Here is a 15,683-nt window from a genome sequence, read left to right on the forward strand (position 1 = left end):
TGGCAGTGACGGTCATTGTGCGAGGAGCCACGGCTTGAACAGCATCCACAGAGCCATCGCGACCATCATGACATTCTCGGTCAGCGAGACGAAGCCGAGCGGCACGTTGCTGTCGCCGCCCACACAGGCGCATTTCAAGGAGCGCTTGTCGATATAGACGGCCTTGTAGACGGATACCGCGCCGATCGTGCCGATGAACAGGGATACGGGAATGGCCAGCCACATGAGCGCCCCCGCGATCATCAGGACTCCGGCCAGGCCCTCGGCGAACGGATAGACATAGGCATAGGGAACGTACCGCCGCGCCAGAAGGTCGTAACCGAGGAACATGTTCGAGAAGCTTTCGACATCCCGCAGCTTCTGCACGGCCAGAAGACACATGGAGATGGCGATGAACCATTCCCCGGCGGCGATGGTGGCGAGCGACCCATAGGCCGCCCAGCTCGTTGCCAGAGCCATCAGTGCCGCCATGGCGAAGATGGCGATGACCGGCTTGTATGTGACGGCCTTCTTGTCCACGACCGCAAGGCCGAAATGCCGCCGAAGGTCATCGTAGCCGCCCACGCGCCGGCCCTCGATGAAAGTCTGCGGCGTCGTCTTCACGTCGTGCTGCTGCTTGAAGGCATCCGTTTCGGCCCGGTTGGTCAGCTTGTGATCTTCGACGTCGAAACCCTTGCGCTGCAGAAGGTCCAGCGCCTTGAGGCCAAACGGACAGACATGGTCGGGCGTGACCATGCGATACAGAACCGCTCTTTGCGCGCTTGTCGACGTCGTCATGTCTGCAACTCCAGATGCGTTGAACGGGCACAACGGCCCCGATCTTCCCAACCGTCAGATGGGGCTTCCCATGATTGGAAGGTCAAGTCCGGCCCACCATGATTATTTGCGCTTGAGCCAGAGAGCGCACAAACCTAATGCTGGAACAGTTTCCGAGAGGGCCCGTCCGCATGACAGAGTATCGCGTCGCCATCGTTACCGCAGCCGGCAGCGGCATGGGAGAAGCAGCCGCCCGCCGCCTCGCCGAGGACGGATTCAAGCTTGCCATCCTGTCTTCGTCGGGCCGGGGCGCGGCATTGGCCGAAGAGCTGGGCGGCTTCGGCGTCACCGGCTCCAACCAGTCCAACGACGACCTCAAGCGCCTCGTCGACGGTACGATGGAGCGTTGGGGGCGCATCGACGCGCTCGTCAACAGTGCAGGACATGGGCCGCGCGCACCGATCCTGGACCTGACCGACGAAGACTGGCACCGCGGCCTCGACGTCTACCTGATGAACGTGGTGCGGTCCGTGCGGCTGGTCGCCCCGGTCATGGTGCACCAGAAGGGTGGCGCCATCGTCAACATCTCCACCTTCGCCGCCTTCGAGCCCGATCCGGTCTTTCCGACATCCGGCGTCTTCCGTGCCGGCCTTGCATCCTACGCCAAGCTTTTCGCAGACCGGTATGCGGCCGACAATGTGCGGATGAACAACGTGCTTCCGGGCTTCATCGACAGTCTGGCCGAGAAGGCGGAGTTCCGCGAGCGCATTCCCATGGGCCGCTATGGCCGGGCCGAAGAAGTTGCCGCGACCATCTCTTTCCTCGTATCGCCGGGCGGCGGCTATATAACAGGGCAGAACATACGCGTCGACGGCGGCATCACCCGCGCCGTCTGACCACATTTCCAGGATCGGCCACTCTCATGCAGGCTTCACGCGATATCGGCAGGCTGGTGGACATCATGCGTGCCCTGCGCACGCCCCACACGGGCTGCCCTTGGGATCTGGAACAGAGTTTCGATTCCATCGTGCCGTACACGGTTGAAGAAACCTTCGAAGTCGTCGACGCCATCGAGCGGCGCGACGCGGAAGACTTGTGCGAGGAACTGGGCGACCTGCTCCTGCAGGTCGTCTACTACTGTCAGCTGGCCGAAGAAGAGGGGCTGTTCACCCTTGGAGACGTGGTCGAAGGGATCACCGGCAAGATGATCCGGCGCCACCCGCATGTCTTCGGCGACGCGGAAGCGCGTTCGGCCGGCAGCGCCAAGGGGCAGTGGAACCGAATCAAGGCGGAAGAAAAGGCACTACGAGCCGAACGCCGTGCTGCCCGCACCGCATCATCCGCCAGTGGCGAATGGGCCCCCAAACCCGTGCCGGAGACAGCCGGCCTTCTCGACGCCGTACCAGGTGCCCTTCCATCACTGGCTCTTGCCATGAAGGTTCAGGAAAAGGCGGCAAATGTCGGTTTCGACTGGAAAACGCCGGAGCCCATCATTGCCAAGATCCGCGAAGAGATCGCCGAATTCGAGGAGGCGCAGGACGCCGCCGATCCGATCGCTCAGGAGGACGAACTCGGCGATATCCTGTTCAGCGTCGTCAATCTGGCCCGCGCCACGCAGATCGACCCGGACGCCGCCCTGCGCCGCACGACCGCCAAATTCAGAAAGCGTTTTTCCTATGTGGAACAGGGTGTTGGCGGCTTTTCCTCAGAGTCTGGAAGATCTGCCACCCTGGAGCGGATGGAGGCTCTCTGGCAGGAGGCCAAGACCAAGGGGTCTTAAGCCGAGGCCAATGCGGCCTCGACCAGGGCGTCCACATGGATTGCTGTTGTATCGAACACCGGTACGGAACTGTCGTCAGGCCCCACCAGCAGCATGATTTCGGTGCAGCCCAGTATGATCGCCTGGGCGCCGGCTTCCACAAGGCGCGCAATCACCGCACGATAGGCCGAGCGCGATCCGTCGTCGACGATACCGGCAACCAGTTCTTCGTAGATGATGCGATGCACCGTCGCCCGGTCCTCCGCATCGGGGACGATGACGTCGAGCCCGAACCTGTCCGCCAGGCGTCCCTTGTAGAAGTCCTGCTCCATGGTGAAGGCAGTGCCCAGCAGCCCGACCTTATTGTAACCTGCACCTGCGATGCGTTGCCCCGTAGGGTCCGCAATGTGGATGAGCTTGCCCGGTACGGCGACCTCGATTTCGGGGGCAAGCCGGTGCATCGTGTTGGTGCAGAGGGCGATCACGTCCGCACCGGCACGGTCGAGCCGCTCGGCGGCATCGACCATAAGCGCGGCAAGCCCTTCCCAGTCGTCGGCATGCTGTCGCCGCTCTATCTCCGCGAAGTCGAACGACCAGAGGATGCATTGGGCCGACGCCGTCGGCCCCCTCGCGGCGCGAACGCCGCGATTGAGCAGGCGATAATATTCGGCCGAGCTTTCCCAGCTCATGCCGCCGATGAGGCCGATCACGTCCAAGGACGAATCGCCCCGTCGACCGCATCCTGGACGGGGTCGACTGTCTTGAGGCTCGCCCCGATCACCATGCCGGGATGCCGGCCAGCCAGGCGGCGCAGTTCGGCCCTTGCCTGGTCGGTCATGGCCAGGGTCAACGAAACGCCCCCATCCTCGCGGTCTTCGCGCTCCATCACGGTTGCATTGTCGTACAGCCATGGCAGCAGCGTCAGGCCGGATGCCGGCAACTCCAGATGCAGGGGTTGGGCGGCCCCGGCTATGCGTTCTTCGATATCGGCCATGAGTAGGCCGACGCCCTCGCCCGTCAAAGCCGACACCAGGTGCGCCGCATGACCGGGCGCGGACTCGGCAGCGGCGGACAAACGCTCGCGTGCGACCTCGTCCATCAGGTCGGCCTTGTTCCACACTTCGATCACCCGGTCCGTATCGTCGGGATCGACGTCGAGGCTGGACAGGATCTTGCGCACGTCCGACGCCTGCGCCGCCGCCTCGGGATGCGCCATATCGCGGACATGCAGCACGAGGTCCGCCTCGATCACCTCTTCCAGCGTGGCGCGAAAGGCCGCCACCAGGTGGGTGGGCAGGTCCGAGATGAAGCCCACCGTATCGGAGAAGATCACCGGCGTACCGTGCGCGAGCGTGATACGCCGCAACGTTGGGTCGAGCGTCGCGAACAGGAGATCCTTGGCCAGAATGTCCGCCCCGGTGATCGTATTGAACAGGGTGGACTTGCCGGCATTGGTATAGCCGACCAGCGCCACGGTGGGGTGCGGCGCCTTCTTGCGCTTGGCCCGATGCAGCGTGCGCGTCCGACGGACGGCGTCCAGCTCCTTTTCGAGCCGCTTGATCTTTTCCTGCAATTGCCGCCGGTCGGCCTCGATCTGGGTTTCACCGGGACCGCCGAGGAAGCCGGCACCGCCGCGCTGGCGTTCAAGGTGCGTCCACGAGCGCACGAGGCGGCCGCGCTGGTAGTTGAGGTGCGCCAGCTCGACCTGCAGCCGACCTTCACGCGTGCGGGCGCGCCGCCCGAAAATCTCCAGGATCAGGCCGGTGCGGTCCAGCACCTTGCAGTTCAGCTCCTTCTCGAGGTTGCGTTGCTGCACGGGGGTCAGCGGATGATCGACGATGACGAGGCCAATCTCTTCGGCGGCGACGAGCCCCTTGAGCTCGTCCACCTTGCCGGCGCCGATCAGCGTGGCGGGCCGTGCCTTGGCCACCTGCACCAGCTCGGCGGCCACGATGTCCAGGTCGATGGCGGCAGCAAGGCCCACTGCCTCGGCCAGCTTTTCCTCGCCGCCGCGGCGGGCGGCATCGGTGGGGTCGTCGACCGGGGCCGGCTTGCGGACGATCGGAACGATCACCGCCGCGCGGGTGGGTATACGCTTGTGTTCGATGGGCCCCTTGGCCCGTTCACTGGAAAATTCCGTCAATCGGTGTTCCCGTTATTCCTCACCATCGTACATCTGCACAGGCTGAGACGGCATGATGGTTGAGATTGCGTGCTTGTAGACCAGTTGCGAATGCCCGTCGCGGCGAAGAAGGACACAGAAATTGTCGAAGGAAGTGACGATCCCCGTCAGCTTCACGCCGTTGACCAGAAAGATCGTCAACGAAATTTTCTGCTTTCGAACTGCGTTTAGGAATACATCCTGGAGATTCTGCGAGCGCTCGGCCATCGCCTGTCCTGTCACTGTTTCTTTTTTTGTTGGCTGGCAGTCCGCAACCTTGCGATGCCAGCGGCTCGATTCATCATCGCATCCGACCATATAGGCGCTCCCGAACGCGGTTGCGAGAGGCCGGACCGGTTGAGTCTACGACATAGGGAAGCTACCAGCCGGCCTGCGACCGGCAAAGGTGGGCATATCAAAAATACTCCAGGCTGACGCGGAAGAACTGCTCCACCTTCTTCACCGCATGGCCGGCCGCAAACAGGACCACGCGGTCCCCCGGCTTGATGCGGACCTGCCCGTCCGGCCGGATGAACGCCTTGCCACGCCAGATGGCGCCGATCCGCAGGTCTTCGGGCAGGTTCAATTCGCGCAGGGGCGTGCCGACGAGCGGCGATGTTTCCAGCGCCTCCGCCTCGATGATCTCGGCGCGCCCGTCCAGAATGGAATGCACCGCCCGTATACGCCCGCGCCGGACATGCTGGAGGATGCGCGATATCGTGACCGAGCGCGGGTCCACATAGGCATCGATGCCCAATGGCCGGGTGAAGGTCTGGAAAGCCGGATCGTTGATCAGCGTCATGTTGGAACGGCAGCCGAGGCGCTTGGCCAGCACGCTGGTCAGGATGTTGGCCTGGTCGTCGTTGGTCAGCGCCACCGTCAGGTCGGCACGGTCCACATCGGCTTCCATCAACACCGAGCGCTTCAAAGAACTGCCGTTCAGGACCACGGTGCGGGCGAGCTTCTCGGCCACGAAGCGGGCGCGCTCCGCATTGGCCTCGACAAGGCTCAGTTGTGCGGCCAAGCGCCGCCGCTCCATCTCCTGCGCGACATAAAGGCCGATATTTCCGCCCCCGGCGATGATGATGCGCCCCGCTTCAGGCTCCTCGTGGCCGAACAGCAGCAGCGTACGCCTGATCTGCTTTTCGTCGGCGACGACATAGGCAAGGTCGCCCGCCAGGAGCTCGTCGCTGGTGGACGGGACGATCAGTTCGTCGTTGCGGACGACACCCACGACCGTAGCGCCAAGATCGGGGAACAGCTCCGTCAACTGGCCCAGAGGCTTGTTGATGACGGGGCAATCTTCCCGGCAGTCTATGGCGACCGTGACGACCGCCCCGTCCAGAAAGGGGATGACGTCCATTGCGCCCGGAAGGGCGATGCGCCGCAGCACCATCTCTCCCACCTCCCGCTCGGGCGAGATGATGACGTCGATCGGCATATGGTCGGTCGAGAACAGGTCCTGCAGGTCCGAGCGCAAATAGGACTGCGAGCGGATGCGCGCGATCTTCGTCGGCACCTCGAAGATGGAATGCGCGACCTGGCAGGCCACCATGTTGACTTCGTCGTACAAGGTAACGGCGATCAAGAGGTCGGCCTGCGCCGCGCCCGCTTCTTCCAGCACTTCCGGGTAGGCGCCATGGCCGACGATGCCGCGCGCATCGATGGTTTCGCGGATGGCCTGCACCAGTTCCGGGGACATATCGATGACGGATACGTCGTGCCGCTCTGCGGCAAGGCGCTCGGCGATGCCGTACCCAACCTGTCCCGCACCGCAGATGACGACCCGCATGGCCCCGCCCTTAGATGCCGAGGGATTTGAGCTTGCGGTGCAAAGCCGAACGCTCCATCCCGACGAACTCGGCCGTGCGCGAGATATTGCCGCCGAAGCGGTTGATCTGCGCCACGAGATACTCCTTCTCGAAGACCTCGCGGGCATCGCGCAGCGGCAATGCCAGGATGCGCCCATCCGACTGGCTCGGCGTGCGCGGCAGCATTTCGCTGACTTCGTGCGGCAGCATGTCGGCGGAAATCACCTCATTGTCGTCCTGGCGCGACAGGATCATCAGCCGCTCGATGTTGTTGCGCAGCTGGCGGATATTGCCGGGCCAGTCGCTGGATTGCAGCACGGCCAGGGCCTCGGGGCTCAGCTCCTTCGGCCTGATACCCGTCTGATCGCTGATCTGGCGCATGAAGGCGTCGATGAGCAAGGGTATGTCCGCCCGGCGCTCGGCCAAGGGCGGCACCGAGATCGGCACCACGGCCAGCCGATGATAGAGATCCTCGCGGAACGCCCCTTCCGACATCAGGCTTTCCAGGTTCTGCGCCGTGGACGAGATGATGCGCACGTCCACCTTGACCTTCTTGGCGCCGCCGACGCGCTCGAACGTCTGCTCGGTCAGGACGCGCAGGATCTTGTTCTGCGTCTCGCGCGGCATGTCGCCGACCTCGTCGAGATACAGGACGCCGCCATGCGCCTCCTCGAAGGCACCCACCTTGCGCTCCACCCCCGGGGGCGTGTCCGTGCCGAACAGTTCCACCTCCATCCGCTCCGGCGTAATGGTGGCGGCGTTCAGCGCCACGAAGGGCCCGCCCGAGCGGGCGGAGGCGGCATGGATGGCACGCGCAACCATCTCCTTGCCGGAGCCGGACGGGCCGAGGATCATGACGCGGCTGTTGGTGGGCGCCACACGCTCGATGGTGGTGCGCAACTGGTTCATTACATGGGATTTGCCGATAAGCTCCGGCGAGTCGTAGGTGCGGCGGCGCAACTCGAGCACCTCGCGCTTCAGCTTCGACGTCTCGAGGGCCCGTTCGGCGATCAGCACGAGGCGATCGGCCTTGAAAGGCTTCTCGATATAGTCGTAGGCACCGCGCTTGATGGCGGAAACCGCCGTCTCGATATTGCCGTGCCCGGAAATCATCACCACCGGAATTTCCGGATGCTGCGCCTTGATGGCCTCGAGGAGGTCCAGCCCGTCGAGCCGGCTTCCCTGCAACCATATGTCCAGGAATATCAATCGCGGCACGCGATCGGCAATCGAGGCCAGCGCCGCGTCGGAATTGCCCGCGATGCGCGTCTCGTGACCTTCGTCTTCGAGGATCCCCGCGACCAGGTCGCGGATATCGGCTTCGTCATCGACGATCAGGATGTCCGATGCCATCAGTTCTCACCACTTCGTCGTTTCGTTGCCCGCAGTTTCTTCTGCGGTTTCCTGCCTGAATGCGGGCAGGCGTATGCGCACCAGCGCCCCCTGCCCATCGGGAGCGTCGTCCAGCTCTATCGAGCCGCCGTGCTCCTCCACGATCTTCCTGACGATCGCCAGTCCAAGGCCGGTGCCTTTTTCCCGCGTCGTCATGTAGGGCTCGAGAAGCCGTTCTCGATGCTCCTTCGGAAATCCCTTGCCATTGTCGACGATCTCGACGGTGTGCCACTCGGGCCCCGGGGTCGCGCGCACGGTAATGCGCCGGCCTTGCTGCCCCGTCTCGTCGAAGGCTTCGACAGCGTTCTTCACGAGGTTTCCGAAGGCCTGGGACATCAACCGCCCGTCGAAATTGCCGATCATCGGCCGGTCGGAGATCTCGTTGGTGAAGTCGATGCCGTGATCGCCCATCTCGCGCATGAAGATGGCCTCCTTCAACGCCTCGCGCAGGTCCCGCCGCTCCATGGTGGGCTTGGGCATCCGGGCGAAGGACGAGAACTCGTCGACCATGCGGCCGATGTCCGACACCTGCCGGATGATCGTATCCACGCAGCGGTCGAAAATCTCGCGGTCCTCGACCACCAGCTTGCCGTAGCGCCGGCGGATGCGTTCCGCCGACAACTGGATCGGCGTCAGCGGGTTCTTGATCTCGTGGGCGATGCGGCGCGCCACATCGGCCCAGGCGGACGAGCGTTGCGCCTCCACAAGGTCGGTGATGTCGTCCAGCGTGACGACGCTGGACTGGTTGCCGTCGCTTCCGTCTTCCGAGGTGACGCGAACGTTCAGCACACGCTCGCGCTGCTGCACCTGCTCCTGAAACTCGTGCTTGCGCGAATGCGACGCCGCCTCATGGATGCCCGCGATGATGGGGAACAGGTCGGCAAGGCGCTGTCCGACGGCCTCGTCGGCCCTGATCTGCAGGATGCGCTCGGCAGACGGATTGAGCATCGATATGGCGCCCTTGGCCGTCACGCCGACGACGCCCGCGGTGACGCCCGACAACACCGCCTCGGTAAAGCGACGGCGCTCGTCGATCACGTCCTTGGCGTTGATCAGCTCTTCGCGCTGGCTGCGAAGTTGTCGGATCATGTTGTTGAACGTATTGGATAATGACCCGACATCCCCATCCGATGCACGCACCGGGACCGAGACCGTCAACTTACCTTCGCTGACTTCATCCGCCGCGCTGATCAACAGGCGGATCGGCCGCACGAGACGGTCGGCGACGCCGATGCCCGTCCAGATCGCCGACAGCAGCACGATCAGCGTGATGCCCAGATACAGCAGGGCGAAGGCCACCTGCAGGCCGAAGCGATTGGCCTCCAGCGCGGAATATTCGGCCGTCCGCTCTTCCATCATGCGCAGGGCGGCGATCACCTCCGGATCGACGACCCTTATGGTGTAAAGGTAGACATTGCCGAAATCGCGCAGTTGCATGACCGCGCCGACGAGGTTGGTGACCCCCGGCGGAATGAAGACGAGATTCCCATCGGCGGCCTGTTCCAGCGCATCGGTGGGCGGCGCGGGCAATGGCCTTTCCACAGGCACATCGGCCCGAAGGAAGGGCGAGCCGTCGCCGCGCAGCAGCTGCGCGCCCAGCAGCGAGCGGCCCTTGGCCTGCTCCGTCATCAACTGCGTGAAGCCCGTCCTGTCCAGGTCATACAGGCGGCGCTGCGCCTGCAGATCGTAAGCCATCGACAGGGTGGAACCCTGCAGGTTGCGCGCGTTCTCGTTGACATAGGCGCGCGCGACACTGATGGAGGAATCGACGATGGCGCGGGTTCGCATTTCGAACCAGCGATCCAAGCCCAGGTCCAGCGTAATGCCCGCCACGATGGCCACGAGAAGCGCCGGCGTGGCGGCGACGATGGAAAACAGGACCACGATGCGGACATGCAGGCGGGATGCAGCCTTGCCCTGCCGCCGGGCGCGCACCATGCGCAGGACCTCGCGCCCGATAAGGCCGCAGAGCAGAAGCACGAACAGGCCGTTCACGGCGCTGCAGATCTTCACCACCGTATCGGTGGGCGCGATCGGGGTCAGCCCCATCAGCACCACGAAGGACACCGCACCGGTGATCAGCGCCCCCAGAACCGCCAGGATACCGGGAACCAGCATGAAGCGGCGCCGCTCGCGGAGAAGCGACATGCCATCGTCCGTTTGAGTTGCCTGAGCAGTCATTGAGTCGCCACACCTGCCATCTCGTGGCAGTTTTGCAACGTAATGTGTTCAGATTGCAACGAGGACGTTGAGAATTTCAACGGATCGATCGGACGACCATGACATCCAGATCGCGGATTTTTTTCCTCAACGTGTTGCGATTGACGCCCAGAAGATCGGCCGCCTTCACCTGATTGCCGCGGGTTGCGGCCAGCGCCGCCGCGATGAGCGGATACTCCACCTCCCGCAGGATGCGCCCATGAAGGCCGGGGGGCGGCAAATCGTCGCCGAAGGAATTGAAGTAGTCCGCCAGGTAGCGCTCGACGGATGCGGAGAGATCGATCGCCTTGCCGTTTTCCCCGTCGACGCTGCTGGACTTGGCCATTTCGTTGGCTAATTCATGCTCGACCAGTTCGGCCGTGATCTCATCCTGCGGATAGAGGGCCGACAGCCGGCGCACGAGGTTTTCCAGCTCACGCACGTTTCCCGGCCAGGCGTATCGACGCATGACATCCAGGGCGCCCTGGCTCAGCGTCTTGCGAGGCAGCCCCTCCTTCTGCACTTCGGCGAAGAAGTGGCGGGCCAGATCGCCCAGATCCTCTATGCGCTCGCGCAGCGGCGGCAGGCGCAGCGGCACGACGTTGAGGCGGTAGAACAGGTCTTCGCGAAACTGGCCGCGCTGGATCAGCTGACGCAGATCCTTGTTGGTGGCCGCGACGATCCGCACATCGGTCGCGATGGGCGTCCGACCGCCGACAACCGTGTACTCGCCCTGCTGCAGCACGCGCAGCAGCCGCGTCTGCGCTTCCATCGGCATGTCGCCGATCTCGTCCAGGAACAGCGTGCCGCCCTCTGCCTGTTCGAAGCGGCCGCTGGCGCGGGCCTGCGCCCCCGTGAAGGCGCCCTTCTCGTGGCCGAACAACTCCGACTCGATCAGATCGCGGGGGATGGCTGCCATGTTGATGGCGACGAAGGGCCCCTTCCGGCGGCGTCCATAATCATGCAATGCGCGGGCGACCAGTTCCTTGCCTGTTCCGGATTCGCCGGTGATCAGCACCGTCAGGTCGGTCTGCATCATGCGCGCCAGCGCGCGGTAGATATCCTGCATGGCGGGAGAGCGGCCCACCAGCGGCATCGACTCCCCGGCATTCTCGCCGCCATCGGCGCGCGCATTGTTCTTCGGCTCGGCCAGGGCACGCCGCACGATGCCGACAAGCTCGGACAGGTCGAATGGCTTGGGCACATAATCGTAGGCGCCGCGCTCCGACGCCTTGATGGCCGTCATGAACGTGTTCTGGGCGCTCATGACGATGACCGGAAGATCCGGCCGGGTATTACGGATGCGCGGCAGCGTATCGAAGACGTCGCCGTCCGGCATCAGCACATCGGTAATCACGAGGTCGCCGTCGCCGGCCGCCACCCAGCGCCACAAAGTGGCGATGTTGGAGGTCACGCGCACCTCATAGCCGGCACGCAGCAGGGCCTGCGACAATACGGTGCGGATTGCCGCATCGTCGTCGGCAACGAGAATCTGGGCCGGTGCCATCAGTCGGTACTCCTCGGGGAGGTCGTTATCTTGTCCATCGCCTCTGTCCACGCCGGCATGAGAACGCGAAACGCCGTGTGGCCCGGCTGTGAGTCGCACTCGATGACGCCGCCGTGGTCGCCCACGATCTTGGCCACCAGCGCGAGGCCAAGGCCGGTTCCGCTGGGCTTGGTCGTCACGAACGGGTCGAAGATGTTTTCGCGGATATCCTCCGGCACGCCGGGGCCGTTATCCTCGACGGTGAATTCCAGAGGCAGCGTCACGCGAGCGCGGCTTCCCGGCACGGAAAGGCGCACGCCCGGCCGAAACGCCGTCGTCAGGCGAATTTCCGGATCGGCAAGCGAAGATACGGCTTCGCTGGCATTCTTGATGAGGTTCAGGAACACCTGGACGAGCTGGTCGCGGTTGGCGAAAACGGGCGGCAGGGACGGATCGTAGACTTCGCTGATCCGCACATTGCGGGCAAAGCCGCTGCGCGCCAGCGTCTTCACATGCTCCAGGACCGAATGGATGTTGACGGCCGACCGCTCCACCGGCCGCTGGTCGGAAAACACTTCCATCCTGTCGACCAGCTTGCCGATACGCTCGCTTTCCTCCTGGATCAGGCGCGTCAGTACCCGATCCTCGTCGGAGGCCGCTGTTTCCAGGAGCTGCGCCGCCCCGCGAATTCCCGACAAGGGGTTGCGGATCTCGTGCGCCAGCATCGACGCCAGCCCCGTCACGCTGCGCGCTGCGGAACGGTGGGTCAGCTGCCTGTCCATCTTGTCGGCGATGGACCTAAGCTGGATCATCACGACGACGAGGCCCTTGCTGTCCGGGATGGACGAGACATAAAGATCCACCAGCCGCTCGCCGCCGAGCCGCGGCGAAGACAGGTCCACCCGATATTCGCTGATGCGCGATCCCTGCGCGCGCACCTGGTCGATCAGCATGAACAGGGGGCTGTCGCCGGGCACGAAATCGGCTAGCCGCCGTTTCGACAGGTAACTTGCCCCCGCCGAGAAGAACTGCTCCGCGTCGGAATTGGCGAAGGAAAAATAGCCTTCCGCATCCACCACGACGACGGGATGCGGAATGGCGTTCAAGACCTGGAAGGTATCGATAGGAGGTGTCGTTGCCCGTGTCACGTCGCTTACGCAGCCTTTTCCAGATGCATGGAGTGGGTCGACTCGAGATCGGCCAGGCGGATGCCGCCGAAAATATCCCCGATAAGGCGCAGGGCAGCAGACGCCTCGCTGGCGCTCATCAGCGCCGCCCGCTCCGTTGCCAGGGCGCCGCCCTGCCGGATGACAAGCCTGCCCAGATACCAGCCGAGATGCTTGCGCGCATGACGTACGCCGATCGCCTCACCGTAATGATCGATCATCGCCTCGTAGTGCCCGGCGACCAGCTCATCCAGCGCCAGCGCCTTCAGATCGTGCGGTGTCAGCGCGCCCGTCATCAGGCCGATCAGCCAAGGGCGGCCGCACAAAGCCCGCCCCACCATCACCGCATCGGCGCCGCTGGCCGCACGCGCACGGCCGATATCGGCAAAGGTTTCGATATCGCCGTTCACCACGAGCGGCAGGTCGATGGCTTGCCGGACCGGGCCCACGGCCGCCCAATCGGCGTAGCCTTCGTAGAACTGGTCGCGCGTGCGTCCATGCACCGTGACCATGGAAAGCCCGATGGAAGCCGCCGAACGGGCAATCTCGACCGCATTCAGGCTATCGCGGCTCCAGCCGAGGCGCATCTTGACCGAGACGGGCACGGAGCCCGCGCCCTCCAGCGTCGCAGCCATCAGCCGCGCGGCCAATTCCGGCTCACGCATCAGCGCCGAGCCGCACTGGCCCCCCACGACCTTCTTGGCCGGGCAACCGAAGTTGATGTCGATCAGGTCGGCGCCCTCGCCGGCTAGCCGTTCGGCCGCCGCACGCATCATGGCAGGGTCCCGCCCCGCCAGTTGCACGGCGCGCAGCCCGGCGCCATCGGCCATGACCCGCAGCAGGCTTTCACGCGTACCGCGCATCAACTCGCCACTGGCGACCATCTCGGAAAAGACCAGGCCGGCCCCCAGCCGACGCAGCAGACGGCGGAAGGGAACATCCGTTATCCCGGACAAGGGCGCGCACAGGACAGGCGCTCCGAAGTCCCGTCCGCCCAGCGACAAATGCGCCACACCCGTGCGGGCACCAGCGGGAATCATCGGTTTGCGTGCATCGTCAAATCGGTTCGCGGCCATGGCTGATCTATATATGGACATGCCCAAATCGCAAGCATATCCGTTCTGTATGCGTATCTTTCCGCTGCAGTGCAACCAATTTGTGCGGCGATGACGAGAGGAATGCGGGGAATGCAGGCAGGCCGCCCAAGCCTTGCGCGCAGCGCTCCTTTATGGTCCCTCCGTGACAGGATCATGATGGAGACTGAACAATGGAAGAGCCGCGCCGCGCCGCTGCCATCATCGTCGCCGCGGGTCGTGGAGAGCGGGCCGGCGCCGAGGGCGGGCCGAAGCAGTACCGCCGGCTCGGCGGCCGGGCGCTGGTCGCCCATGCGCTGGATTGCTTTCCGGCGGAACTGTTCAACAACGTGGTCGTGGTGATCCACGCCGATGACGAAGCGCTCTATGCGGCGGCGGCTCCGGCCCTGCCCCATGTGCGCACGGTGACCGGCGGCGCGACGCGGCAGCAATCCGTTCTCAACGGCCTGAACGCGCTGGAAGAATGCGCCCCCGATATCGTGCTGATCCACGATGCCGCGCGCCCGCTGGCCGGCGCCGTCGTCCGCCGCGTACGGGATGCCGTAACGCAGGGCATCGGGGCGCTGCCCGTGCTGCCGGTATCCGATACTCTGAAGCACAGCCATGACGGCCATCATGTGGACCACACGGTGGCGCGGGAAAACCTCTTCGCGGCCCAGACGCCGCAAGGCTTTCCGTTCAGCACCATATTGTCGGCGCACCGTGCCGCCGCGGCCAGCGGGCGCGCCGATTTCACCGATGATTCCTCCATCGCCGAATGGGCGGGCCTCCGCGTCCGCCTGGTTGCCGGCGCCCCCGAAAACCAGAAGATCACCTATGCCGCCGACCTTGCCCGGGCCGCCGCGCATCTGACGAAGGACGATACCTCCATGCTCGATGTCAGGGTCGGCAACGGATACGACGTGCATCAACTGGTTGCCGGCGACCATGTCACGCTCTGCGGCGTCCGCATTCCGCACGATCAGGCGCTGTCCGGCCACTCGGATGCCGACGTCGGGCTTCACGCGCTGACCGATGCGCTGCTGGCCACCTGCGGGGCCGGCGATATCGGCGATCATTTTCCGCCATCCGATCCGCAATGGAGGGGCGCCGCGTCGCGCATCTTCCTGGCCCATGCCGCCGACATCGTCCACCGCCGTGGCGGGCGGATCTGCAATGCCGATATCAGCCTGATCTGCGAGGCACCGAAGATCGCACCGCACCGTCTGGCCATGCGCGCCGCCATAGCCGATACTCTCGGCATCGACGTCGAGCGCGTGTCCGTCAAGGCGACGACCAACGAAACCATCGGCTTCGTGGGCCGCAGGGAAGGCATAGCCGCCATCGCAACGGCGAGCGTCGTTTTCGGGGGAGTTGGCGATGCAGGATGACGCAGGGCTTATCGAGGAGGCGCAGAGGCTGATCGCGGAGGCGACAGCCGGCGGCATCCGCATCGTGACCGCGGAATCCTGCACGGGCGGCCTCATTGCAGGATACCTCACCGAGGTTCCGGGCTCATCGGCCGTGGTGGACCGCGGCTACGTCACCTATTCCAATGCGGCCAAGACGGAGGTGCTGCACGTCGACGACGCGGCCCTGCAGGCATTTGGCGCGGTATCGGGCGAGGTGGCGCGCGCCATGGCGCTGGGGGCGCTGGCCGCATCCCATGCCGACATCGCCGTTTCCGTCACCGGCGTTGCCGGCCCCGGCGGTGGTAGCGCCGAAAAGCCGGTCGGGCTGGTTCATTTTGCCGCCGCACGCGGCGACCGGCTGGTTCATCGCAAGGAAATGTTCGGCGATATCGGGCGTCGGCGGATCCGCCTCATGAGCGTCGCCATCGCCTTCGACCTCATCGACCAGATGATGCGCCAGGACTGAGC

Annotated in this window: 14 protein-coding genes; 4 read left to right on the forward strand and 10 right to left on the reverse strand. The window is 64.6% G+C overall.

Annotated elements, in window-relative coordinates; all coding sequences use genetic code 11:
- Window positions 1–12: 12 nt before the first annotated feature.
- Window positions 13–777, reverse strand: coding sequence for a glutaredoxin (locus IGS74_RS12900; protein ID WP_206688164.1), 765 nt, complete (start codon window positions 775–777; stop codon window positions 13–15).
- Window positions 778–947: 170 nt separating this feature from the next.
- Here IGS74_RS12900 and IGS74_RS12905 point away from each other — a divergent pair, with 170 nt between their 5' ends.
- Together IGS74_RS12905 and mazG are read left to right on the forward strand one after the other, a co-directional pair.
- A complete protein-coding gene (locus IGS74_RS12905) occupies window positions 948–1,652 on the forward strand; it encodes an SDR family oxidoreductase (protein ID WP_192386636.1) in 705 nt (234 codons plus the stop codon).
- A gap of 26 nt (window positions 1,653–1,678) precedes the next feature.
- Entirely contained in the window at window positions 1,679–2,536 is an 858-nt protein-coding gene (gene mazG / locus IGS74_RS12910; protein WP_192386638.1) for a nucleoside triphosphate pyrophosphohydrolase, read from the forward strand.
- Here mazG and IGS74_RS12915 read toward each other — a convergent pair.
- The 9 genes from IGS74_RS12915 to IGS74_RS12955 form a co-directional block, all read right to left on the reverse strand.
- Window positions 2,533–3,231 carry an aspartate/glutamate racemase family protein gene (locus IGS74_RS12915; protein ID WP_192386640.1) on the reverse strand — a complete coding sequence of 233 codons (699 nt, stop codon included), beginning with the start codon at window positions 3,229–3,231 and terminating at the stop codon, window positions 2,533–2,535. The two genes, mazG and IGS74_RS12915, sit on opposite strands and share 4 nt — an antisense overlap.
- A complete protein-coding gene (gene hflX / locus IGS74_RS12920) occupies window positions 3,222–4,658 on the reverse strand; it encodes a GTPase HflX (RefSeq protein ID WP_246722550.1) in 1,437 nt (478 codons plus the stop codon). The genes IGS74_RS12915 and hflX overlap by 10 nt, the downstream gene beginning before the upstream one ends.
- Window positions 4,659–4,670: 12 nt before the next feature.
- Window positions 4,671–4,904: an RNA chaperone Hfq gene (gene hfq / locus IGS74_RS12925; protein WP_039194400.1), complete on the reverse strand. Its 234-nt coding sequence runs from the start codon at window positions 4,902–4,904 to the stop codon at window positions 4,671–4,673.
- 187 nt (window positions 4,905–5,091) lie between these two features.
- The gene (gene trkA / locus IGS74_RS12930; protein ID WP_192386642.1) at window positions 5,092–6,468 is read right to left on the reverse strand and encodes a Trk system potassium transporter TrkA; all 1,377 of its coding nucleotides are present in this window, start codon (window positions 6,466–6,468) and stop codon (window positions 5,092–5,094) included.
- A gap of 10 nt (window positions 6,469–6,478) precedes the next feature.
- The gene (locus IGS74_RS12935) at window positions 6,479–7,840 is read right to left on the reverse strand and encodes a sigma-54 dependent transcriptional regulator (protein ID WP_039193794.1); all 1,362 of its coding nucleotides are present in this window, start codon (window positions 7,838–7,840) and stop codon (window positions 6,479–6,481) included.
- Between the two features lie 6 nt (window positions 7,841–7,846).
- The gene (locus IGS74_RS12940) at window positions 7,847–10,027 is read right to left on the reverse strand and encodes a PAS domain-containing sensor histidine kinase (protein WP_245283038.1); all 2,181 of its coding nucleotides are present in this window, start codon (window positions 10,025–10,027) and stop codon (window positions 7,847–7,849) included.
- A gap of 109 nt (window positions 10,028–10,136) precedes the next feature.
- Entirely contained in the window at window positions 10,137–11,585 is a 1,449-nt protein-coding gene (ntrC, locus tag IGS74_RS12945; RefSeq protein WP_039193787.1) for a nitrogen regulation protein NR(I), read from the reverse strand.
- Window positions 11,585–12,670 carry a nitrogen regulation protein NR(II) gene (locus IGS74_RS12950; protein WP_245283037.1) on the reverse strand — a complete coding sequence of 362 codons (1,086 nt, stop codon included), beginning with the start codon at window positions 12,668–12,670 and terminating at the stop codon, window positions 11,585–11,587. Before IGS74_RS12950 ends, ntrC begins: the two co-directional genes overlap by 1 nt.
- A gap of 47 nt (window positions 12,671–12,717) precedes the next feature.
- Window positions 12,718–13,770 carry a tRNA-dihydrouridine synthase gene (locus IGS74_RS12955; RefSeq protein WP_192386644.1) on the reverse strand — a complete coding sequence of 351 codons (1,053 nt, stop codon included), beginning with the start codon at window positions 13,768–13,770 and terminating at the stop codon, window positions 12,718–12,720.
- 227 nt (window positions 13,771–13,997) lie between these two features.
- Here IGS74_RS12955 and IGS74_RS12960 point away from each other — a divergent pair, with 227 nt between their 5' ends.
- The gene (locus IGS74_RS12960; RefSeq protein WP_192386646.1) at window positions 13,998–15,194 is read left to right on the forward strand and encodes a bifunctional 2-C-methyl-D-erythritol 4-phosphate cytidylyltransferase/2-C-methyl-D-erythritol 2,4-cyclodiphosphate synthase; all 1,197 of its coding nucleotides are present in this window, start codon (window positions 13,998–14,000) and stop codon (window positions 15,192–15,194) included.
- Window positions 15,184–15,681 (forward strand): CinA family protein, encoded by a 498-nt coding sequence (locus tag IGS74_RS12965; RefSeq protein ID WP_192386648.1) that lies wholly within the window; start codon window positions 15,184–15,186, stop codon window positions 15,679–15,681. The genes IGS74_RS12960 and IGS74_RS12965 overlap by 11 nt, the downstream gene beginning before the upstream one ends.
- Window positions 15,682–15,683: the final 2 nt, after the last annotated feature.

Source organism: Aureimonas sp. OT7, from assembly GCF_014844055.1.
Classification (GTDB): domain Bacteria; phylum Pseudomonadota; class Alphaproteobacteria; order Rhizobiales; family Rhizobiaceae; genus Aureimonas; species Aureimonas altamirensis_A.

Coding starts and splice junctions, on each gene's coding strand:
- mazG (WP_192386638.1), top strand. CDS start 1,679: ATGCAGGCTTCACGCGATATCGGCAGGCTGGTGGACATCATGCGTGCC.
- ntrC (WP_039193787.1), bottom strand. CDS start 11,585: ATGGCACCGGCCCAGATTCTCGTTGCCGACGACGATGCGGCAATCCGC.
- IGS74_RS12965 (WP_192386648.1), top strand. CDS start 15,184: ATGCAGGATGACGCAGGGCTTATCGAGGAGGCGCAGAGGCTGATCGCG.
- hfq (WP_039194400.1), bottom strand. CDS start 4,904: ATGGCCGAGCGCTCGCAGAATCTCCAGGATGTATTCCTAAACGCAGTT.
- IGS74_RS12935 (WP_039193794.1), bottom strand. CDS start 7,840: ATGGCATCGGACATCCTGATCGTCGATGACGAAGCCGATATCCGCGAC.
- IGS74_RS12905 (WP_192386636.1), top strand. CDS start 948: ATGACAGAGTATCGCGTCGCCATCGTTACCGCAGCCGGCAGCGGCATG.
- IGS74_RS12940 (WP_245283038.1), bottom strand. CDS start 10,027: ATGTCGCTTCTCCGCGAGCGGCGCCGCTTCATGCTGGTTCCCGGTATC.
- IGS74_RS12955 (WP_192386644.1), bottom strand. CDS start 13,770: ATGATTCCCGCTGGTGCCCGCACGGGTGTGGCGCATTTGTCGCTGGGC.
- IGS74_RS12900 (WP_206688164.1), bottom strand. CDS start 777: ATGACGACGTCGACAAGCGCGCAAAGAGCGGTTCTGTATCGCATGGTC.
- IGS74_RS12960 (WP_192386646.1), top strand. CDS start 13,998: ATGGAAGAGCCGCGCCGCGCCGCTGCCATCATCGTCGCCGCGGGTCGT.
- trkA (WP_192386642.1), bottom strand. CDS start 6,468: ATGCGGGTCGTCATCTGCGGTGCGGGACAGGTTGGGTACGGCATCGCC.